General features: G+C 57.8%; 13 protein-coding genes. All 13 read right to left on the bottom strand.

Annotated elements, in window-relative coordinates:
* Positions 1-25: 25 nt before the first annotated feature.
* Entirely contained in the window at positions 26-916 is an 891-nt protein-coding gene (gene rfbA / locus ACX3YF_RS29910) for a glucose-1-phosphate thymidylyltransferase RfbA (protein WP_458974771.1), read from the bottom strand.
* On the bottom strand, positions 913-1,806 hold the full coding sequence (gene rfbD / locus ACX3YF_RS29915; protein WP_458974772.1) for a dTDP-4-dehydrorhamnose reductase: 894 nt from the start codon (positions 1,804-1,806) through the stop codon (positions 913-915). The genes rfbA and rfbD overlap by 4 nt, the downstream gene beginning before the upstream one ends.
* On the bottom strand, positions 1,803-2,879 hold the full coding sequence (rfbB, locus tag ACX3YF_RS29920) for a dTDP-glucose 4,6-dehydratase (RefSeq protein ID WP_458974773.1): 1,077 nt from the start codon (positions 2,877-2,879) through the stop codon (positions 1,803-1,805). Before rfbB ends, rfbD begins: the two co-directional genes overlap by 4 nt.
* A 226-nt stretch (positions 2,880-3,105) precedes the next feature.
* A complete protein-coding gene (locus ACX3YF_RS29925; protein ID WP_047527096.1) occupies positions 3,106-3,345 on the bottom strand; it encodes a LapA family protein in 240 nt (79 codons plus the stop codon).
* A 27-nt stretch (positions 3,346-3,372) separates the two neighbouring features.
* Positions 3,373-3,669 carry an integration host factor subunit beta gene (gene ihfB / locus ACX3YF_RS29930; RefSeq protein ID WP_033055808.1) on the bottom strand — a complete coding sequence of 99 codons (297 nt, stop codon included), beginning with the start codon at positions 3,667-3,669 and terminating at the stop codon, positions 3,373-3,375.
* A 151-nt stretch (positions 3,670-3,820) separates the two neighbouring features.
* Complete coding sequence (locus ACX3YF_RS29935; RefSeq protein ID WP_103405718.1) at positions 3,821-4,099, bottom strand: hypothetical protein; 279 nt, start codon at positions 4,097-4,099, stop codon at positions 3,821-3,823.
* A gap of 205 nt (positions 4,100-4,304) precedes the next feature.
* Entirely contained in the window at positions 4,305-5,999 is a 1,695-nt protein-coding gene (gene rpsA, locus ACX3YF_RS29940) for a 30S ribosomal protein S1 (RefSeq protein WP_047527094.1), read from the bottom strand.
* Positions 6,000-6,118: 119 nt separating this feature from the next.
* Positions 6,119-6,808 (bottom strand): (d)CMP kinase, encoded by a 690-nt coding sequence (gene cmk / locus ACX3YF_RS29945; RefSeq protein ID WP_448646084.1) that lies wholly within the window; start codon positions 6,806-6,808, stop codon positions 6,119-6,121.
* A complete protein-coding gene (locus ACX3YF_RS29950; protein ID WP_458974876.1) occupies positions 6,805-9,012 on the bottom strand; it encodes a bifunctional prephenate dehydrogenase/3-phosphoshikimate 1-carboxyvinyltransferase in 2,208 nt (735 codons plus the stop codon). The genes cmk and ACX3YF_RS29950 overlap by 4 nt, the downstream gene beginning before the upstream one ends.
* 28 nt (positions 9,013-9,040) lie before the next feature.
* Positions 9,041-10,153: a histidinol-phosphate transaminase gene (hisC, locus tag ACX3YF_RS29955; protein WP_458974774.1), complete on the bottom strand. Its 1,113-nt coding sequence runs from the start codon at positions 10,151-10,153 to the stop codon at positions 9,041-9,043.
* 12 nt (positions 10,154-10,165) lie between these two features.
* Positions 10,166-11,260 (bottom strand): prephenate dehydratase, encoded by a 1,095-nt coding sequence (gene pheA / locus ACX3YF_RS29960; RefSeq protein WP_047527090.1) that lies wholly within the window; start codon positions 11,258-11,260, stop codon positions 10,166-10,168.
* On the bottom strand, positions 11,260-12,345 hold the full coding sequence (gene serC, locus ACX3YF_RS29965) for a 3-phosphoserine/phosphohydroxythreonine transaminase (RefSeq protein ID WP_454837898.1): 1,086 nt from the start codon (positions 12,343-12,345) through the stop codon (positions 11,260-11,262). The genes pheA and serC overlap by 1 nt, the downstream gene beginning before the upstream one ends.
* A 247-nt stretch (positions 12,346-12,592) precedes the next feature.
* Entirely contained in the window at positions 12,593-15,247 is a 2,655-nt protein-coding gene (gyrA, locus tag ACX3YF_RS29970) for a DNA gyrase subunit A (RefSeq protein WP_130206866.1), read from the bottom strand.
* Between the last annotated feature and the right edge of the window lie 242 nt (positions 15,248-15,489).

Here is a 15,489-nt window from a genome sequence, read left to right on the forward strand (position 1 = left end):
GGAGTCCAGCAGTGCGTCAAGCTATTCAGCGAGCACTAGAATCCAGAAGCTTTTGCAGGTATTGGCCATAACCTGTCTTCTTTAGAGCATTCGCTTGAGCTTTCAGCTGACCAGTACTGATCCAGCCATTGTTGTAAGCGATCTCTTCCAAGCATGCCACTTTCAAGCCCTGACGCTGCTCAATAGTGTGCACGAAATGACTTGCTTCCAGTAGCGACTCGTGGGTACCCGTATCCAGCCAGGCAAACCCGCGGCCGAGCATTTCAACATTAAGCGTGTGTTTCTCAAGGTACGCGCGATTGACGTCAGTGATTTCCAGCTCGCCACGCTCGGACGGTTTTATATTTTTGGCAATTTCAACAACTTGATTGTCATAGAAGTATAAACCGGTGACCGCATAGTTGGATTTGGGTTTCAACGGTTTTTCTTCAATGCTCAAGGCGCGACCGGTCGTGTCGAATTCAACGACTCCAAATCGCTCAGGATCGGAGACATGATAGCCAAATACGGTTGCGCCATTTTCTTGAGCGCAAGCCGAATGCAAATTGTCTGAAAAGTGCTGCCCGTAGAAGATGTTATCGCCCAGGATCAGACAGCAGGAATCCTTTCCGATGAACTCTTCGCCAATAATAAAAGCTTGTGCCAAGCCATCTGGGCTAGGTTGTTCTGCATAGGTCAACTGAATACCGTACCGGCTGCCATCACCCAAGAGCTTGCGGAAACATGGCAGATCGTCCGGAGTGGAGATAATGAGGATTTCACGCATACCCGCGAGCATTAGCACCGACAATGGATAAAAGATCATCGGTTTGTCGTATATCGGCAGCATCTGTTTTGATACGCCAAGGGTCAACGGATGCAAACGAGTTCCCGAGCCGCCAGCGAGAATGATGCCTTTACGATTTGTCGTGGTCATTTATTCAGAACTTCCCTAAGCATTCGGGTTACGCCACTTTGCCAATCCGGCAAGTGTAGAGAAAAATTGTCACGCAGCTTCTGAGTGTTCAAACGCGAATTCAGAGGCCGGCGCGCAGGTGTTGGATAAGCGGTCGTTTCAATCGGATTGATCGTCGTTACGGCGAGCTGCTCGCCATTGGTTTGGGCGAAACCGATAACGTGGCCAGCATAACCGTGCCATGAGACTTCACCACTGGCCGCCAAGTGATATAAACCAGAAAGCTGGGGACGTTGCAGAACTTGCTGAATGGCCAACGCGGTTACGTCGGCAATCAGGTCTGCTCCCGTCGGAGCTCCGATCTGGTCGGCTATAACACTCAATGTTTCACGATCCTTGGCCAAACGCAGCATGGTTTTGGCGAAGTTGTTGCCTCGAGCGCCATAGACCCAGCTGGTGCGGAAGATCAGATGCTTGCATCCCGACGCTGTAATTGCCTGTTCGCCGGCCAGCTTACTGGCGCCGTAGTGATTCACCGGGGCGACGGCATCTGACTCTTGCCAAGGATCAGATCCCTGACCGCTGAAGACGTAGTCAGTCGAATAATGAATCAGCCAGCCCCCCAGAATCGCGACCTCTTCGGCCATGACCTGGCTTGCCTGACCGTTCACGCGATCGGCCAGCTCGGTCTCGGACTCGGCTTTATCGACGGCGGTGTAGGCCGCAGCGTTGACGATGATGTCGGGTTGGATCTGGCGGATCGTCGCGCGCAAGGCGTCGAGATCCGATAGATCGCCGCACAAACCATCGACCGCATGGCGATCAAGGGCGATTAACTCGCCCAGCGGCGCGAGAGAGCGTTGCAGCTCCCAGCCTACCTGGCCGTTTTTTCCCAACAGGAGGATTTTCATGCGTTGTGCGAACGATCTGCATAGTTCTGATCGATCCACTGCTGGTAGCTTCCGCTCTTTACGTGAGCGACCCATTCAGTGTTGTTGAGGTACCACTCGACCGTTTTGCGGATGCCGGTTTCAAACGTTTCTTCCGGCGCCCAACCCAGTTCACGCTGGATTTTGCTGGCGTCGATTGCGTAACGCTGGTCGTGCCCCGGGCGATCCTCAACGAAGGTGATTAGGCCGGCATGTGGACGGTGAGCAGAATCGGGACGCAGTTCGTCGAGCAGTGCGCACAGGGTATGCACCACTTCGATGTTTTGCTTTTCGTTATGACCACCGATGTTGTAAGTCTCACCGACAACCCCTTCGGTTACGACTTTGTACAGTGCACGGGCGTGGTCTTCGACGTAGAGCCAGTCGCGGACCTGATTGCCTTTGCCGTAGACTGGCAGTGGCTTGCCTTCCAGTGCATTGAGAATGATCAGCGGGATCAACTTCTCGGGGAAGTGGCACGGACCGTAGTTGTTCGAGCAGTTGGTGACCAGGGTCGGTAAGCCGTAAGTACGGCTCCAGGCGCGAACCAGGTGATCAGAACTGGCCTTGCTCGCGGAGTATGGCGAGCTTGGCTGATACGGTGTGGTTTCGGTGAAGAGGTCTTCCGGACCTTCGAGGTCTCCGTAAACTTCGTCAGTCGAAATATGATGGAATCGGAAATTGGCCTTACGCACTTCATCCAGCTCGCCCCAGTACTGGCGCGCCGCCTCCAACAGGGTATAAGTGCCGATAATGTTGGTTTGAATGAATTCGGATGGCCCCGAAATCGAACGGTCAACGTGAGACTCTGCGGCCAGATGCATGATCGCGTCTGGCTGATGCTCACGTAACACGCGATCAACCTGTTCACGATCGCAGATATCCACCCGTTCGAATGCATAACGTGAGTTCTGGCTGACCTCAGCCAACGACTCAAGGTTACCGGCATATGTCAGCTTATCAACGTTAACGACAGAGTCAGACGTATTGGAAATGATATGACGGATGACTGCCGAGCCGATAAACCCGGCGCCGCCGGTTACTAGAATTTTCACGCGAAACCACACCCTTTATTTGCTGACAGGGCCGCTTACCGAGCGCTGTCTAATCCATGAATGCAAAAGCCATCGAACATGAGGCCTCTGTCAGAGCTATTCCGAATCGATGTGGGAAAATGCCACTATCGAACAAGGGCAACATTTTACAGCTTAATGAACGTTTTACTAATGGATATAGACAAGCTGTGGCGCAAATTCAACGACCAGTTCGCACTGATCGCAATCAGACAAGTCGCTTGCGCGAAGCCCTGAACGATCGCCCCAGAAACCAGCTTAGCAGCGGCCCGACTACCATGCCGATCAATAGCGCGAGAACCATCATCAGAGAGACAGGCAACTCCGGTCCAGCCCAACCGAGAAACAGCAGTGACACCGACTGCTGGTTTTCGAGCACGAAGGCCAGGATCGCCAACACCAGCAACAGTATGAAGATACCAAGAAGCACTCGTTTTAAATTACGCATGAGCGGCTCCTTGATGAGCGGCGACAGTCAAAGGACTTCCTCTTCATCCTCGTTTACACGATCACGCAATTCTTTTCCCGGCTTGAAATGCGGAACGAACTTGCCGTCGAGGCTGACGGACTGACCGGTTTTTGGATTGCGACCTACACGCGGCGCACGGTAGTGCAGGGAGAAGCTGCCAAAACCACGGATCTCGATACGATCCCCCGTGGCCAGACATTGGGACATTTGCTCAAGCATGGTCTTGATAGCCAGCTCCACATCTTTTGATGAGAGCAGCCCTTGATGGGTGACAATTCGTTCGATCAACTCCGACTTCGTCATATTTTTCCCTTCTTTTTCAAGCAGCTAGATCAGCGCTTCAAAGGTTTTAGCACGCCCGGATGATTTTGAACAGTCCGAGTTTTAACATCCCCCTACCCACCACAAAATGCCCGATTTCAGGGCATTGCTACACTTACTCGCCGCCGCACGCTCATCTACAGATGACCAGCATGGTGCGAGTCAGATAACCCGCAGGGTTGAAGCCAAAGGGAAACTCATCTTCTTCCTTGACATCATCGGACCTGGCCACAACCTTATAGCCTGCCGCCTTGCACTCCTTGGCCGCTCGCTTATGACACTTGTCCCACCCCGAGCCCAGCCCCGAACAATCAATCTCAATACCACTGACCCCACGCACAGCGTGAGTCTTGGCGTTAGTCGTACAACCCGCCAATGTCAGAATTGCTATTGCGACAATGAGCTTGTTCATTCACTTCCTTATGCCAGGCACTCTGCCCGACTGTCGTTCGACTCAGTCTAAAGACTAGCTGCAAATAAACGATTGATCCGATTAAAGAAAGAGACAGCTATTGGTTACGCTGGGTTCCCCCCACCCACACTGCCATCACTCCTGGTAAATTCCAGACACAAAAAAGGGCGACCGAAGTCGCCCTTTTTTTACAGAAAGTCAGAACTTAGTTCTGTTTTTCCGCTTGTGCAGCACGCAGCAGGTCACCCAGAGTGGTGGCTACTGGAGCATCCGTAGCTACTGGCTTGTCGCGCAGGCTCTGGATAGCTTCTTTCTCGTCTTCAACGTCTTTCGACTTGATCGAGAGCTGGATTACGCGGCTCTTACGATCAACGCTGATGATCTTGGCTTCTACTTCTTCGCCTTCTTTCAGAACGTTGCGCGCGTCTTCAACGCGGTCACGGCTGATTTCGGAGGCTTTCAGAGTCGCTTCGATATCGTCGGCCAGAGTGATGATGGCGCCTTTGGCGTCAACTTCTTTCACGATGCCCTTAACGATTGCGCCTTTGTCGTTCTCTTGAACGTACTCGGAGAACGGATCGCTTTCCAGCTGCTTGATACCCAGGGAGATGCGCTCGCGCTCTGGGTCAACCGACAGGATAACGGTGTCCAGCTCGTCACCCTTCTTGAAGCGGCGTACGGCTTCTTCGCCCACTTCGTTCCAGGAGATGTCGGACAGGTGAACCAGGCCGTCGATGCCGCCGTCCAGACCAATGAAGATACCGAAATCGGTGATCGACTTGATGGTGCCGGAGATTTTATCGCCCTTGTTGAACTGGCCAGAGAAATCTTCCCATGGGTTAGATTTGCACTGCTTGATGCCCAGGGAGATACGACGACGCTCTTCGTCGATGTCCAGAACCATAACTTCCACTTCGTCGCCGACTTGCACGACTTTCGAAGGGTGGATGTTCTTGTTGGTCCAGTCCATTTCGGAAACGTGTACCAGACCTTCAACGCCTTCTTCCAGCTCAGCGAAGCAGCCGTAGTCGGTCAGGTTGGTTACACGAGCGGTAACGCGAGTGCTTTCTGGGTAACGGGCTTTGATAGCAACCCATGGATCTTCGCCCAGTTGCTTGAGGCCCAGGGAAACACGATTGCGCTCGCGATCGTATTTCAGAACCTTGACATCGATCTCGTCGCCAACGTTGACGATTTCGGAAGGATGCTTGATACGCTTCCAAGCCATGTCGGTAATGTGCAGCAGGCCATCGACGCCACCCAGATCGACGAATGCGCCGTAATCGGTGAGGTTCTTGACGATACCTTTGACTTGCTGGCCTTCCTGCAGGGATTCCAGCAGAGCTTCACGCTCGGCGGAGTTCTCGGCTTCGAGGACGCTGCGACGGGAAACGACAACGTTGTTGCGCTTCTGGTCCAGCTTGATGACCTTGAATTCCAGCTCTTTGCCTTCCAGGTGCGTGGTGTCGCGCACTGGACGGACGTCAACCAGAGAACCTGGCAGGAACGCACGGATGCCGTTAACGTCGACTGTGAAGCCGCCCTTAACCTTACCGTTGATAACGCCCTTGACCACTTCTTCGGCTGCGAAGGCTGCTTCCAGAACAATCCAGCATTCAGCGCGCTTGGCTTTTTCACGGGACAGCTTGGTTTCACCAAAGCCGTCTTCAACCGAGTCCAGAGCAACGTGAACTTCGTCACCGACGTTGATGTTCAGTTCGCCAGCGTCATTGTAGAACTGCTCAAGCGGGATGAGTGCTTCAGACTTCAGGCCAGCGTGAACGGTTACCCAGCGAGCTTGGTAATCGATATCAACGATAACACCGGTGATGATGGAGCCTGCCTGAAGGTTCAGGGTTTTTAGGCTTTCTTCAAAGAGTTCCGCAAAGCTTTCGCTCATTTTAATTCCTGTTGATGAGGGCGAAGAATACGCCCATCTCCACACCCCAGACGATGTGGGTTAGTTTCATTTAAAAGAAGCGCCGCAGGACTATGACTGGCCCCCCGCGGCCTTCTTGGTCACCCGGCGATATCGCGAATGGCGATCTCGCTCATGATGCGTTCCAGCACCTGATCGATGGACAATTCCGTGGAATCCAGCTGAATGGCGTCAGCCGCCGGCTTGAGCGGGGCTACCGCTCGCTGGGTGTCACGCTCATCGCGTGCACGTATCTCATCTAGCAGACTCGACAGACTAACACCATCGACTTTGCCCTTCAACTGCAAGTATCGACGGCGTGCACGCTCCTCGGCGCTGGCGGTCAGGAAAATCTTCAGCGGTGCATCCGGAAAAACCACCGTGCCCATGTCGCGACCATCGGCCACCAGACCCGGCGCTTCCAGGAATGCACGCTGGCGCTGCAGCAGCGCCTCGCGTACCGCGGGCAATGCAGCCACCTGGGAGGCACCGGACCCGACACTCTCCGTACGGATCACATCGCTGACTTCGTCACCTTCCAGAATGATGCGCTGCAACTGACCGTCGGTCGCCGCAATGAATTGCACATCCAGATGAGCGGCAAGTTTTTTCAGCAATTCTTCATTGGTCAGGTCGACGCCGTGGTTATGCGCAGCGAAGGCCAGCAAACGGTACAACGCACCGGAATCCAGCAGATTCCAGCCAAGGCGTTTGGCCAGTATCCCGGCGACGGTGCCTTTTCCGGAGCCGCTAGGCCCATCAATGGTGATGACCGGTGCAATGTTGTTCACGACTGGGCCTCTTGGGCTACGCGGATGCCGACCTGCGCGCACAGCGCGAGGAAGTTGGGGAACGACGTCGCGACGTTGGCGCAATCATGGATGCGGATGGGCGCACTGGCACGCAGCGAGGCAACACTGAAGGCCATGGCAATCCGGTGATCGCCGTGACCGTGCACTTCGCCGCCGCCGATCTGGCCGCCATCGATGATGATGCCGTCCGGGGTCGGTTTGCATTTGACGCCCAGCGCCAGCAAGCCATCGGCCATGACCTGAATGCGGTCCGACTCCTTCACCCGCAGCTCTTCGGCACCACGAAGCACGGTGCGCCCTTCGGCACAGGCAGCAGCCACGAACAGCACCGGGAACTCGTCGATCGCCAATGGAACCAGCGCTTCCGGAATATCGATACCTTTGAGTTTAGCTGCACGTACGCGCAGGTCCGCTACCGGCTCGCCACCCACTTCACGCTGGTTTTCCAGGGTGATGTCAGCACCCATCAGACGCAGGATATCGATCACGCCGGTACGGGTCGGGTTGATACCGACATGCTCGAGCACCAGCTCGGAACCTTCGGCGATCGAAGCCGCTACCAGGAAAAACGCCGACGAGGAGATATCACCGGGTACTTCGATGTGGGTGGCGGTCAGCTTGTTTCCGGACTCCACCGATGCAGTCGCGCCATTGACGGTAACCGGATAGCCGAAACCACGCAGCATGCGCTCGGTGTGATCACGGGTCGGCGCAGGCTCGGTAACGGTGGTCTTGCCTTCCGCGTACAGACCCGCCAGCAGCAGACAGGACTTCACCTGAGCACTGGCCATCGGCATGGTGTAAGTCAGGCCTTTGAGCTTGTGGCCACCACGAATGGTCATCGGTGGGCGACCTTCAGCGGCGGTCTCGATCACGGCGCCCATTTCACGCAGCGGATTGGCCACGCGATTCATCGGACGCTTGGACAGCGAGGCATCGCCGGTCAGGGTGCTGTCGAAATCTTGCGCAGCCAGCAGGCCGGACAGCAGGCGCATCGAAGTACCGGAGTTACCCAGATAGATCGGGCCAGGCGCGGGCTTCAGGCCATGCAGGCCGACGCCGTGAATGGTCACGCGGCCGTGGTGCGGCCCCTCGATCACGACACCCATGTCACGGAAAGCCTGAAGGGTTGCCAGGGCGTCTTCGCCCTCGAGGAAACCTTCCACTTCGGTCACGCCTTCGGCCAGGGAGCCCAGCATGATCGAACGGTGGGAAATCGATTTGTCACCTGGTACGCGAATCCGACCGGAAAGGCGGCCACCAGGTTGAGCCAGGAAAATCAGATCGTTGGAATTCATAGCGTCCACATAGGCCCGACGGGCCAGGATTTTACTGAAATGCTCGCGGGCAACCCGGGCGCGAGTGAAAACGCCCAACAATTGGTGCCCATCCCCTGCATCGACCGCGTCGCGCAAGGCGTCGAGGTCGCTGCGAAATGTATCGAGTGTGCGCAGGACAGCTTCGCGGTTGGCGAGGAAGATGTCATGCCACATGACCGGGTCGCTCCCGGCGATTCTTGTGAAATCGCGGAAACCGCCCGCAGCGTAGCGGAAGATCTCAAGATTTTCATTGCGCTTGGCCAACGAGTCGACCAAACCGAATGCCAGCAAATGCGGCAGATGACTGGTCGCCGCCAACACTTCGTCGTGGCGCTCGACCTGCATGTGCTCGACATCGGCACCCAATTCCCGCCACAAACGGTCGACCACCGCCAACGCTGCCGGATCGGTCTGATCCAGCGGCGTCAGAATCACCTTGTGGCGTCGAAACAGCTCGGCATTGGAGGCTTCCACCCCGCTCTGCTCAGAACCGGCTATCGGGTGCCCCGGAACGAAACGCGGCGGCATACCGCCAAATGCTTCGGTCGCGGCTCGCACCACATTGCCCTTGGCGCTGCCGACGTCGGTCAGGATCGCCGACCCCAGATCCATGCCAGCCAGTCGGGCGAGCAGTTTTTCCATGGCGAGGATCGGCACCGCCAACTGGATAACGTCCGCGCCCTGGCAGGCCAGTGCCAGGTCATCTTCGCAACGATCCACCACACCCAATTCAACCGCCAGCTTGCGCGATTGCGGATCGAGATCGACACCGACCACTTCGCGGCACAGGCCGCTTTCACGCAAGCCCTTGGCAAACGAACCGCCGATCAACCCAAGACCGACCACCACCAGGCGCCCGATCATAGGTTCGGCAGATTGCAGTGCAGTGACATCAACCACGAGCCAGGACCTTGGCCAGCGCCTCGAGGAAGCGGCTGTTTTCAGCCGGCAGACCGATGGTGATGCGCAAGTGATTCGGCATGCCGTAGTTAGCCACCGGACGCACGATCACACCTTCACGCAGCAACCCCTGAAAAACCGGGGCCGCCACTCGACCGAGATCGACACAAATGAAATTGCCCTTGGAGGGAATCCAGCTCAGCCCCAGATCGCGGAAGCCCGCTTGCAGCTGCTGCATGCCGGCCTCATTGAGTCGACGACTTTCGGCCAGGTACTCGGCGTCTTGCAGGGCGGCGCAAGCGGCAGCCAGGGCCAGGCTGTTGACGTTGAACGGCTGGCGCACACGATTCAGTACATCGGCGACCACCGCGGTGGACAAGCCATAGCCGACGCGCAGCGCCGCCAGGCCATAGGCCTTGGAGAAAGTCCGCGAAACGAGCAGGTTCGGGTAAGCCGCCAGGAAATCCAGACCGTCCGGCAGATCGCTGCCTTCGGCGTACTCGATGTAGGCCTCGTCCAGCACGACCAGCACGTGTTCCGGCACGTCCTGCAGGAATTCGTCCAGCGCCTCGGTATCGAACCAGGTCCCGGTCGGGTTGTTCGGGTTGGCGATGAACACCAAGCGGGTATTGGCGTCGATCGCAGCCAACATGGCCGGCAGATCATGCCCCCAGTCTTTGGCCGGAATCACTTTGGCCTGGGCGCCGACAGCCTGGGTCACGATCGGATAGACCGCAAACGCGTGCTCGCTGAACACCGCATTCAGGCCCGGCGCCAGGTAAGCGCGCGCGACCAGCTCCAGAATGTCATTGGAGCCGTTGCCCAGGGTCACTTGACTCAGCTCGACTCGGCACTGCTCGGCCAGCAGGGTCTTGAGTGCGAAACCGTTGCCGTCCGGGTAGCGGGTCAGCTCTGCGAGCGCATCGTGGATGGCCGCCAGCGCCTTGGGGCTGGCGCCCAGCGGGTTTTCGTTGCTTGCCAGTTTGACGATGCTGGCCGGATCGAGGTCCAGCTCGCGCGCCAGTTCGTCCACGGGCTTGCCCGGAACGTAAGGCGAAAGTTGTTGCACGCCCGGCTGCGCCAGAGCTAGGAAATCACCACTCATTTGCTACCGCCCTTAGAGAACTGCTTTCGGGTAGGAACCCAGCACTTTGAGTGCCACTGCTTCCTGACTGATCTTTTCCAGCACACCCTTGATCAGCGGATCACGGTGGTGGCCGACGAAGTCGATGAAGAACACGTAGGTCCATTTGCCACTGCGCGACGGACGGGTCTCGATTCGCGTCAGGTCGATGCCATTGTCGTGGAATGGCACCAGCAACTCGTGAAGTGCGCCGGGCTTGTTGCTCATGGAGACAATGATCGAGGTCTTGTCGTCGCCAGTCGGCGGCACTTCCTGGTTGCCGATCATGAGGAACCGCGTGGAGTTATCCGGACGGTCTTCGATTTTCTCGGCCAGTCGGGTCAGCCCATACAGGCCAGCCGCCATATCGCCGGCAATCGCCGCCGAATTCCACTCACCCTTGACCCGCTTGGCCGCCTCGGCGTTGCTGGACACCGCCACGCGCTCGACATTCGGGTAATGGGCGTCCAGCCACTTGCGACACTGGGCCAGGGACTGAGCGTGGGAGTAGATGCGACTGATGCTGTCGGTCTTGGTGTTCTCACCGACCAACAGGTGATGGTGGATGCGCAGCTCGACTTCGCCACAGATCACCATGTCGTGTTCAAGGAAGCTGTCCAGCGTGTGGTTGACCGCGCCTTCGGTGGAGTTCTCCACCGGGACCACGCCAAAGTTCACCGCACCGGCCGCCACTTCCCGGAACACTTCATCGATCGCCGCCATCGGCTTGCTGATCACGGCATGACCGAAGTGCTTCATGGCCGCAGCCTGGGTGAAGGTACCTTCAGGGCCGAGGTAAGCCACTTTCAGTGGCTGCTCGAGCGCCAGGCAGGAAGACATGATTTCGCGGAACAACCGCGCCATCTCTTCGTTACCCAGCGGCCCCTGGTTACGCTCCATGACACGCTTGAGCACCTGAGCTTCGCGCTCAGGACGATAGAACACCGGCACTTCGCCTTCGGCCAGCGAGGCCATCTTTACTCGCGCGACTTCCTGGGCGCAGCGCGCACGCTCACTGATCAACTCCAGGACCTTTTCGTCCAGGGCATCAATGCGCAGGCGCAGTGCCTTGAGTTCTTGCTCAGACATTAGCCGTGTTCCTTCTCGAACTCTGCCATGTACGAAACCAGCGCATTGATCGCGTTGATGTCGACGGCGTTATAGATGGAGGCGCGCATGCCGCCCACGGAGCGGTGCCCCTTGAGGTTCAACAGGCCACGCTCGTCGGCGCCGGCCAGGAACGGCTTGTCGAGACGGTCGTCCGCCAGGCGGAACGGCACGTTCATCCAGGAACGGTCCGACTTGTTGATCGGGTTGCTGTACAGGCCGCTGGCATCGATGAACTCGTACAGCGTGCGCTGCTTCACTTCGTTGAGCTTGCCGATGGCTTCGACACCGCCCTGCTCTTTCAGCCACTCGAACACCAGGCCGGACAGGTACCAGGCCAGGGTTGGCGGGGTGTTGTACATCGAACCGTTATCGGCCGCGACCTTGTAGTCGAGCATGGTCGGGCACAGGGAACGGGCGCGACCCAGCAGGTCTTCGCGAACGATGTTCACCACGATGCCGCTCGGGCCGATGTTTTTCTGGGCACCGGCGTAGATCATGCCGAAGCGCGAGACGTCGATCGGACGGGAAAGAATGTCCGAGGACATGTCGGCCACCAGCGGAACATCACCGGTTTGCGGAACCCACTGGAACTCCAGGCCACCAATGGTTTCGTTCGGCGCGTAGTGAACGTAGGCCGCGTCTTTCGACAGCTTCCACTCGTTCTGCCCGGGAATGGCGAAATAGTCGTAAGGCTTGGCGGTAGCGGCAACATTGACGTGGCCGTAGCGCGAAGCTTCTTCGATGGCTTTCTGCGACCAGATACCGGTATCGATATAGTCGGCAGAGCCACTTTCCGGCAACAGGTTCAGAGGAATCTGAGCAAATTGCTGGCTGGCGCCACCTTGCAGAAACAGCACTTTATAGTTCGAGGGGATATCCAGCAGATCACGCAGATCCTGCTCGGCCTTGGTGGCAATGGACACGAACTCATCACTGCGATGACTCATCTCCATGACCGACAGGCCCTTGCCGTGCCAATCGAGAAGTTCACCCTGGGCGCGCTGCAGGACAGCTTCGGGAAGCGCCGCAGGACCGGCACAGAAGTTATAGGCTCTCTTGCTCACATCCAATCTCGCTCTGATTTGGTGGTACCACGCAATAAATCACATTGTCAGCCGACACCGGGTCCCTGCTGAAACAGATGTGTGGGAGCGAGCCTGCTCGCGATTGCATCACCGCGATACTTCAGACGTACCGTGGCGCCTGCATCGCGAGCAGGCTCGCTCCCACAAGGGATCTCCAGAGGTGTCGATATTTCATTACGGACAAACAACAAGGGGGCGAATTTTCATCCGCCCCCTGCTTACCTGCTTACTCTTGAGGTTCTTCGTCAGCGGCGGCGTCGAGTTGCTGGTCCTCGACAACGTCGTCGATCACGACCTCACCGTCGAACTCCGCACCCTCTTCACCTTCCAGCTCTTCACCCTCGACCTCCGACGGCTCCTGAACCCGCTCCAGACCAACCAGGGTTTCATCCTTGGCCAGTTTGATCAGGGTTACGCCCTGGGTGTTACGACCCAGACTGGAGACTTCGTCGACACGGGTACGTACCAGGGTGCCCTGGTCGGAAATCAGCATGATCTCCTCGCCATCGAGCACCTGAACCGCACCGACCAGACGACCGTTACGCTCGTTGCTGACCATGGCGATAACGCCCTGGCCGCCACGTTTGTACTCAGGGAACTCGGTGATCGCCGTACGCTTGCCGAAGCCACGCTCGGAAGCGGTGAGGATCTGGCTGCCTTCTTCCGGGATCAGCATGGAAATCAGCTTCTGGCCTTCCGGCAGGCGCATGCCGCGCACACCGCGGGCGGTACGGCCCATGGCGCGAACGTCGGATTCCTTGAAGCGAGTCACCTTGCCGCCATCGGAGAACAGCATGACTTCACGTTCGCCATCGGTAATGGCGGCGGAAATCAGTACGTCGCCTTCGTCCAGCTCCAGCGCGATCAAACCGACGCTGCGTTGACGGCTGAAGGATTCCAGCGGGGTCTTCTTCACGGTGCCGTTGGCGGTGGCCATGAAGATGTAGTGACCTTCGGTGTAGTCCTCGACCGGCAGCATGGTGGTGATGTATTCACCGTCGTCCAGCGGCAGCAGGTTGACCAGCGGACGACCACGGGCAGCACGGGACGCCTCGGGGATTTCGTAAGTCTTGAGCCAGTACACCTTGCCCTTGCTGGAGAACAGCAACAGCGTGGTGTGACTGTTGGCAACCAGCAGGTGAGCGATGTAGTCCTCATCCTTGACGCCGGTCGCCGACTTGCCTTTACCGCCACGACGCTGGGCCTGATACGCAGCCAGCGGCTGGGTCTTGGCATAGCCACCGTGGGAAATGGTCACGACGCGCTCTTCTTCCGGGATCATGTCGCCCAGGGTCAGGTCGAGACGGGCATCGAGGATCTCGGTGCGACGCACATCGCCGTATTCGGCGCGGATCACTTCCAGCTCTTCGCGGATCACTTCCATCAGGCGCGTGGCGCTGTTGAGAATGCGGATCAGCTCGCCGATCTGGTTGAGGATCTCTTGATACTCGGCCAGCAGCTTTTCGTGTTCCAGACCGGTCAGACGGTGCAGACGCAGTTCCAGAATGGCTTGCGCCTGTTCTGGCGACAGGAAGTACTTGCCGTCGCGCAGACCGTATTGCGGATCGAGGTTTTCCGGACGGCACGAATCGGCACCGGCACGCTCGACCATCGCGACCACCGCGGAGGATTCCCAAGGGGTGCTGACCAGCGCTTCCTTGGCTTCCGACGGAGTTGGCGAGGCCTTGATCAGGGCGATGACCGGGTCGATGTTCGACAGGGCAACCGCTTGACCTTCAAGGATGTGACCACGCTCGCGCGCCTTGCGCAGTTCGAACACGGTACGGCGGGTGACCACTTCGCGACGGTGACGGACAAAGGCTTCCAGCAGGTCCTTGAGGTTCAGGATCCGTGGGCGACCGTCGATCAGCGCCACGATGTTGATACCGAACACCGCTTGCAGCTGGGTCTGGGCGTAGAGGTTGTTGAGAATCACCTCCGGCACTTCGCCGCGACGCAACTCGATCACGACGCGCATACCGTCCTTGTCGGACTCGTCGCGCAGCTCGGTGATGCCTTCGAGTTTCTTCTCTTTTACCAGCTCGGCGATCTTCTCGATCAGGCGGGCCTTGTTCAGCTGGTATGGGAGTTCGGTGATGACGATCTGCTGACGGCCACCGACCTTGTCGATGTCTTCGATGATCGAGCGGGCGCGCATGTAAATGCGGCCGCGACCGGTGCGGTAGGCTTCGATGATGCCGGCGCGACCGTTGATGATCGCCGCCGTCGGGAAGTCCGGACCGGGAATGTATTGCATCAGTTCATCGACGGTCAGCTCAGGGTTGTCGATGAGGGCCAGGCAACCGTCGATGACTTCACCGAGGTTGTGCGGCGGAATGTTGGTCGCCATGCCCACGGCGATACCGCTGGAGCCGTTGACCAACAGGTTGGGAATACGGGTCGGCATGACCGCCGGGATCATTTCGGTGCCGTCGTAGTTCGGCACCCAGTCCACGGTTTCTTTGTGCAGGTCGGCCAGCAGCTCGTGCGCCAGCTTGGTCATGCGCACTTCGGTGTATCGCATGGCCGCGGCGTTGTCGCCGTCCACCGAACCGAAGTTGCCCTGGCCGTCTACCAGCAGGTAGCGCAGGGAGAATGGCTGCGCCATCCGAACGATGGTGTCGTACACCGCGGTATCACCGTGCGGGTGATACTTACCGATCACGTCACCGACAACACGGGCAGATTTCTTGTACGGCTTGTTGAAGTCGTTGCCCAGCTCGCTCATCGCGAACAGCACGCGCCGGTGCACGGGCTTCAAGCCATCGCGCGCATCCGGCAGTGCCCGCCCGACAATTACGCTCATCGCGTAGTCGAGGTAGGACTGCTTCAGCTCGTCTTCGATATTGACCGGGAGGATTTCTTTGGCCAGTTCGCCCATGAGAAGCCTGATTCCTTTTTCTGGTGAAACTTCGTCACATCCATATGGGACGAACGAAGCTCGCCGCTGCAGGCTCATTGCCATGCACCGACTTACGACAAATCAACGAGTTATGCCATGGATCTGCGCAGTAAAGGTCGCCCCTTGGGGCAACCCTGGAAACCGCCGGATGTTATCACAAGAGCCGCCACGCACCTATCCCCCTGATGCGCATGGAGCATAGTTAGTTGACCGGTGACAGG

This window comes from Pseudomonas fluorescens group sp. PF-69 (genome assembly GCF_054481235.1).

Coding starts and splice junctions, on each gene's coding strand:
- gyrA (WP_130206866.1), bottom strand. CDS start 15,247: ATGGGCGAACTGGCCAAAGAAATCCTCCCGGTCAATATCGAAGACGAG.
- rfbA (WP_458974771.1), bottom strand. CDS start 916: ATGACCACGACAAATCGTAAAGGCATCATTCTCGCTGGCGGCTCGGGA.
- ACX3YF_RS29935 (WP_103405718.1), bottom strand. CDS start 4,099: ATGAACAAGCTCATTGTCGCAATAGCAATTCTGACATTGGCGGGTTGT.
- ihfB (WP_033055808.1), bottom strand. CDS start 3,669: ATGACGAAGTCGGAGTTGATCGAACGAATTGTCACCCATCAAGGGCTG.
- pheA (WP_047527090.1), bottom strand. CDS start 11,260: ATGTCTGAGCAAGAACTCAAGGCACTGCGCCTGCGCATTGATGCCCTG.
- rfbD (WP_458974772.1), bottom strand. CDS start 1,806: ATGAAAATCCTCCTGTTGGGAAAAAACGGCCAGGTAGGCTGGGAGCTG.
- ACX3YF_RS29950 (WP_458974876.1), bottom strand. CDS start 9,012: ATGATCGGGCGCCTGGTGGTGGTCGGTCTTGGGTTGATCGGCGGTTCG.
- rpsA (WP_047527094.1), bottom strand. CDS start 5,999: ATGAGCGAAAGCTTTGCGGAACTCTTTGAAGAAAGCCTAAAAACCCTG.
- ACX3YF_RS29925 (WP_047527096.1), bottom strand. CDS start 3,345: ATGCGTAATTTAAAACGAGTGCTTCTTGGTATCTTCATACTGTTGCTG.
- hisC (WP_458974774.1), bottom strand. CDS start 10,153: ATGAGTGGTGATTTCCTAGCTCTGGCGCAGCCGGGCGTGCAACAACTT.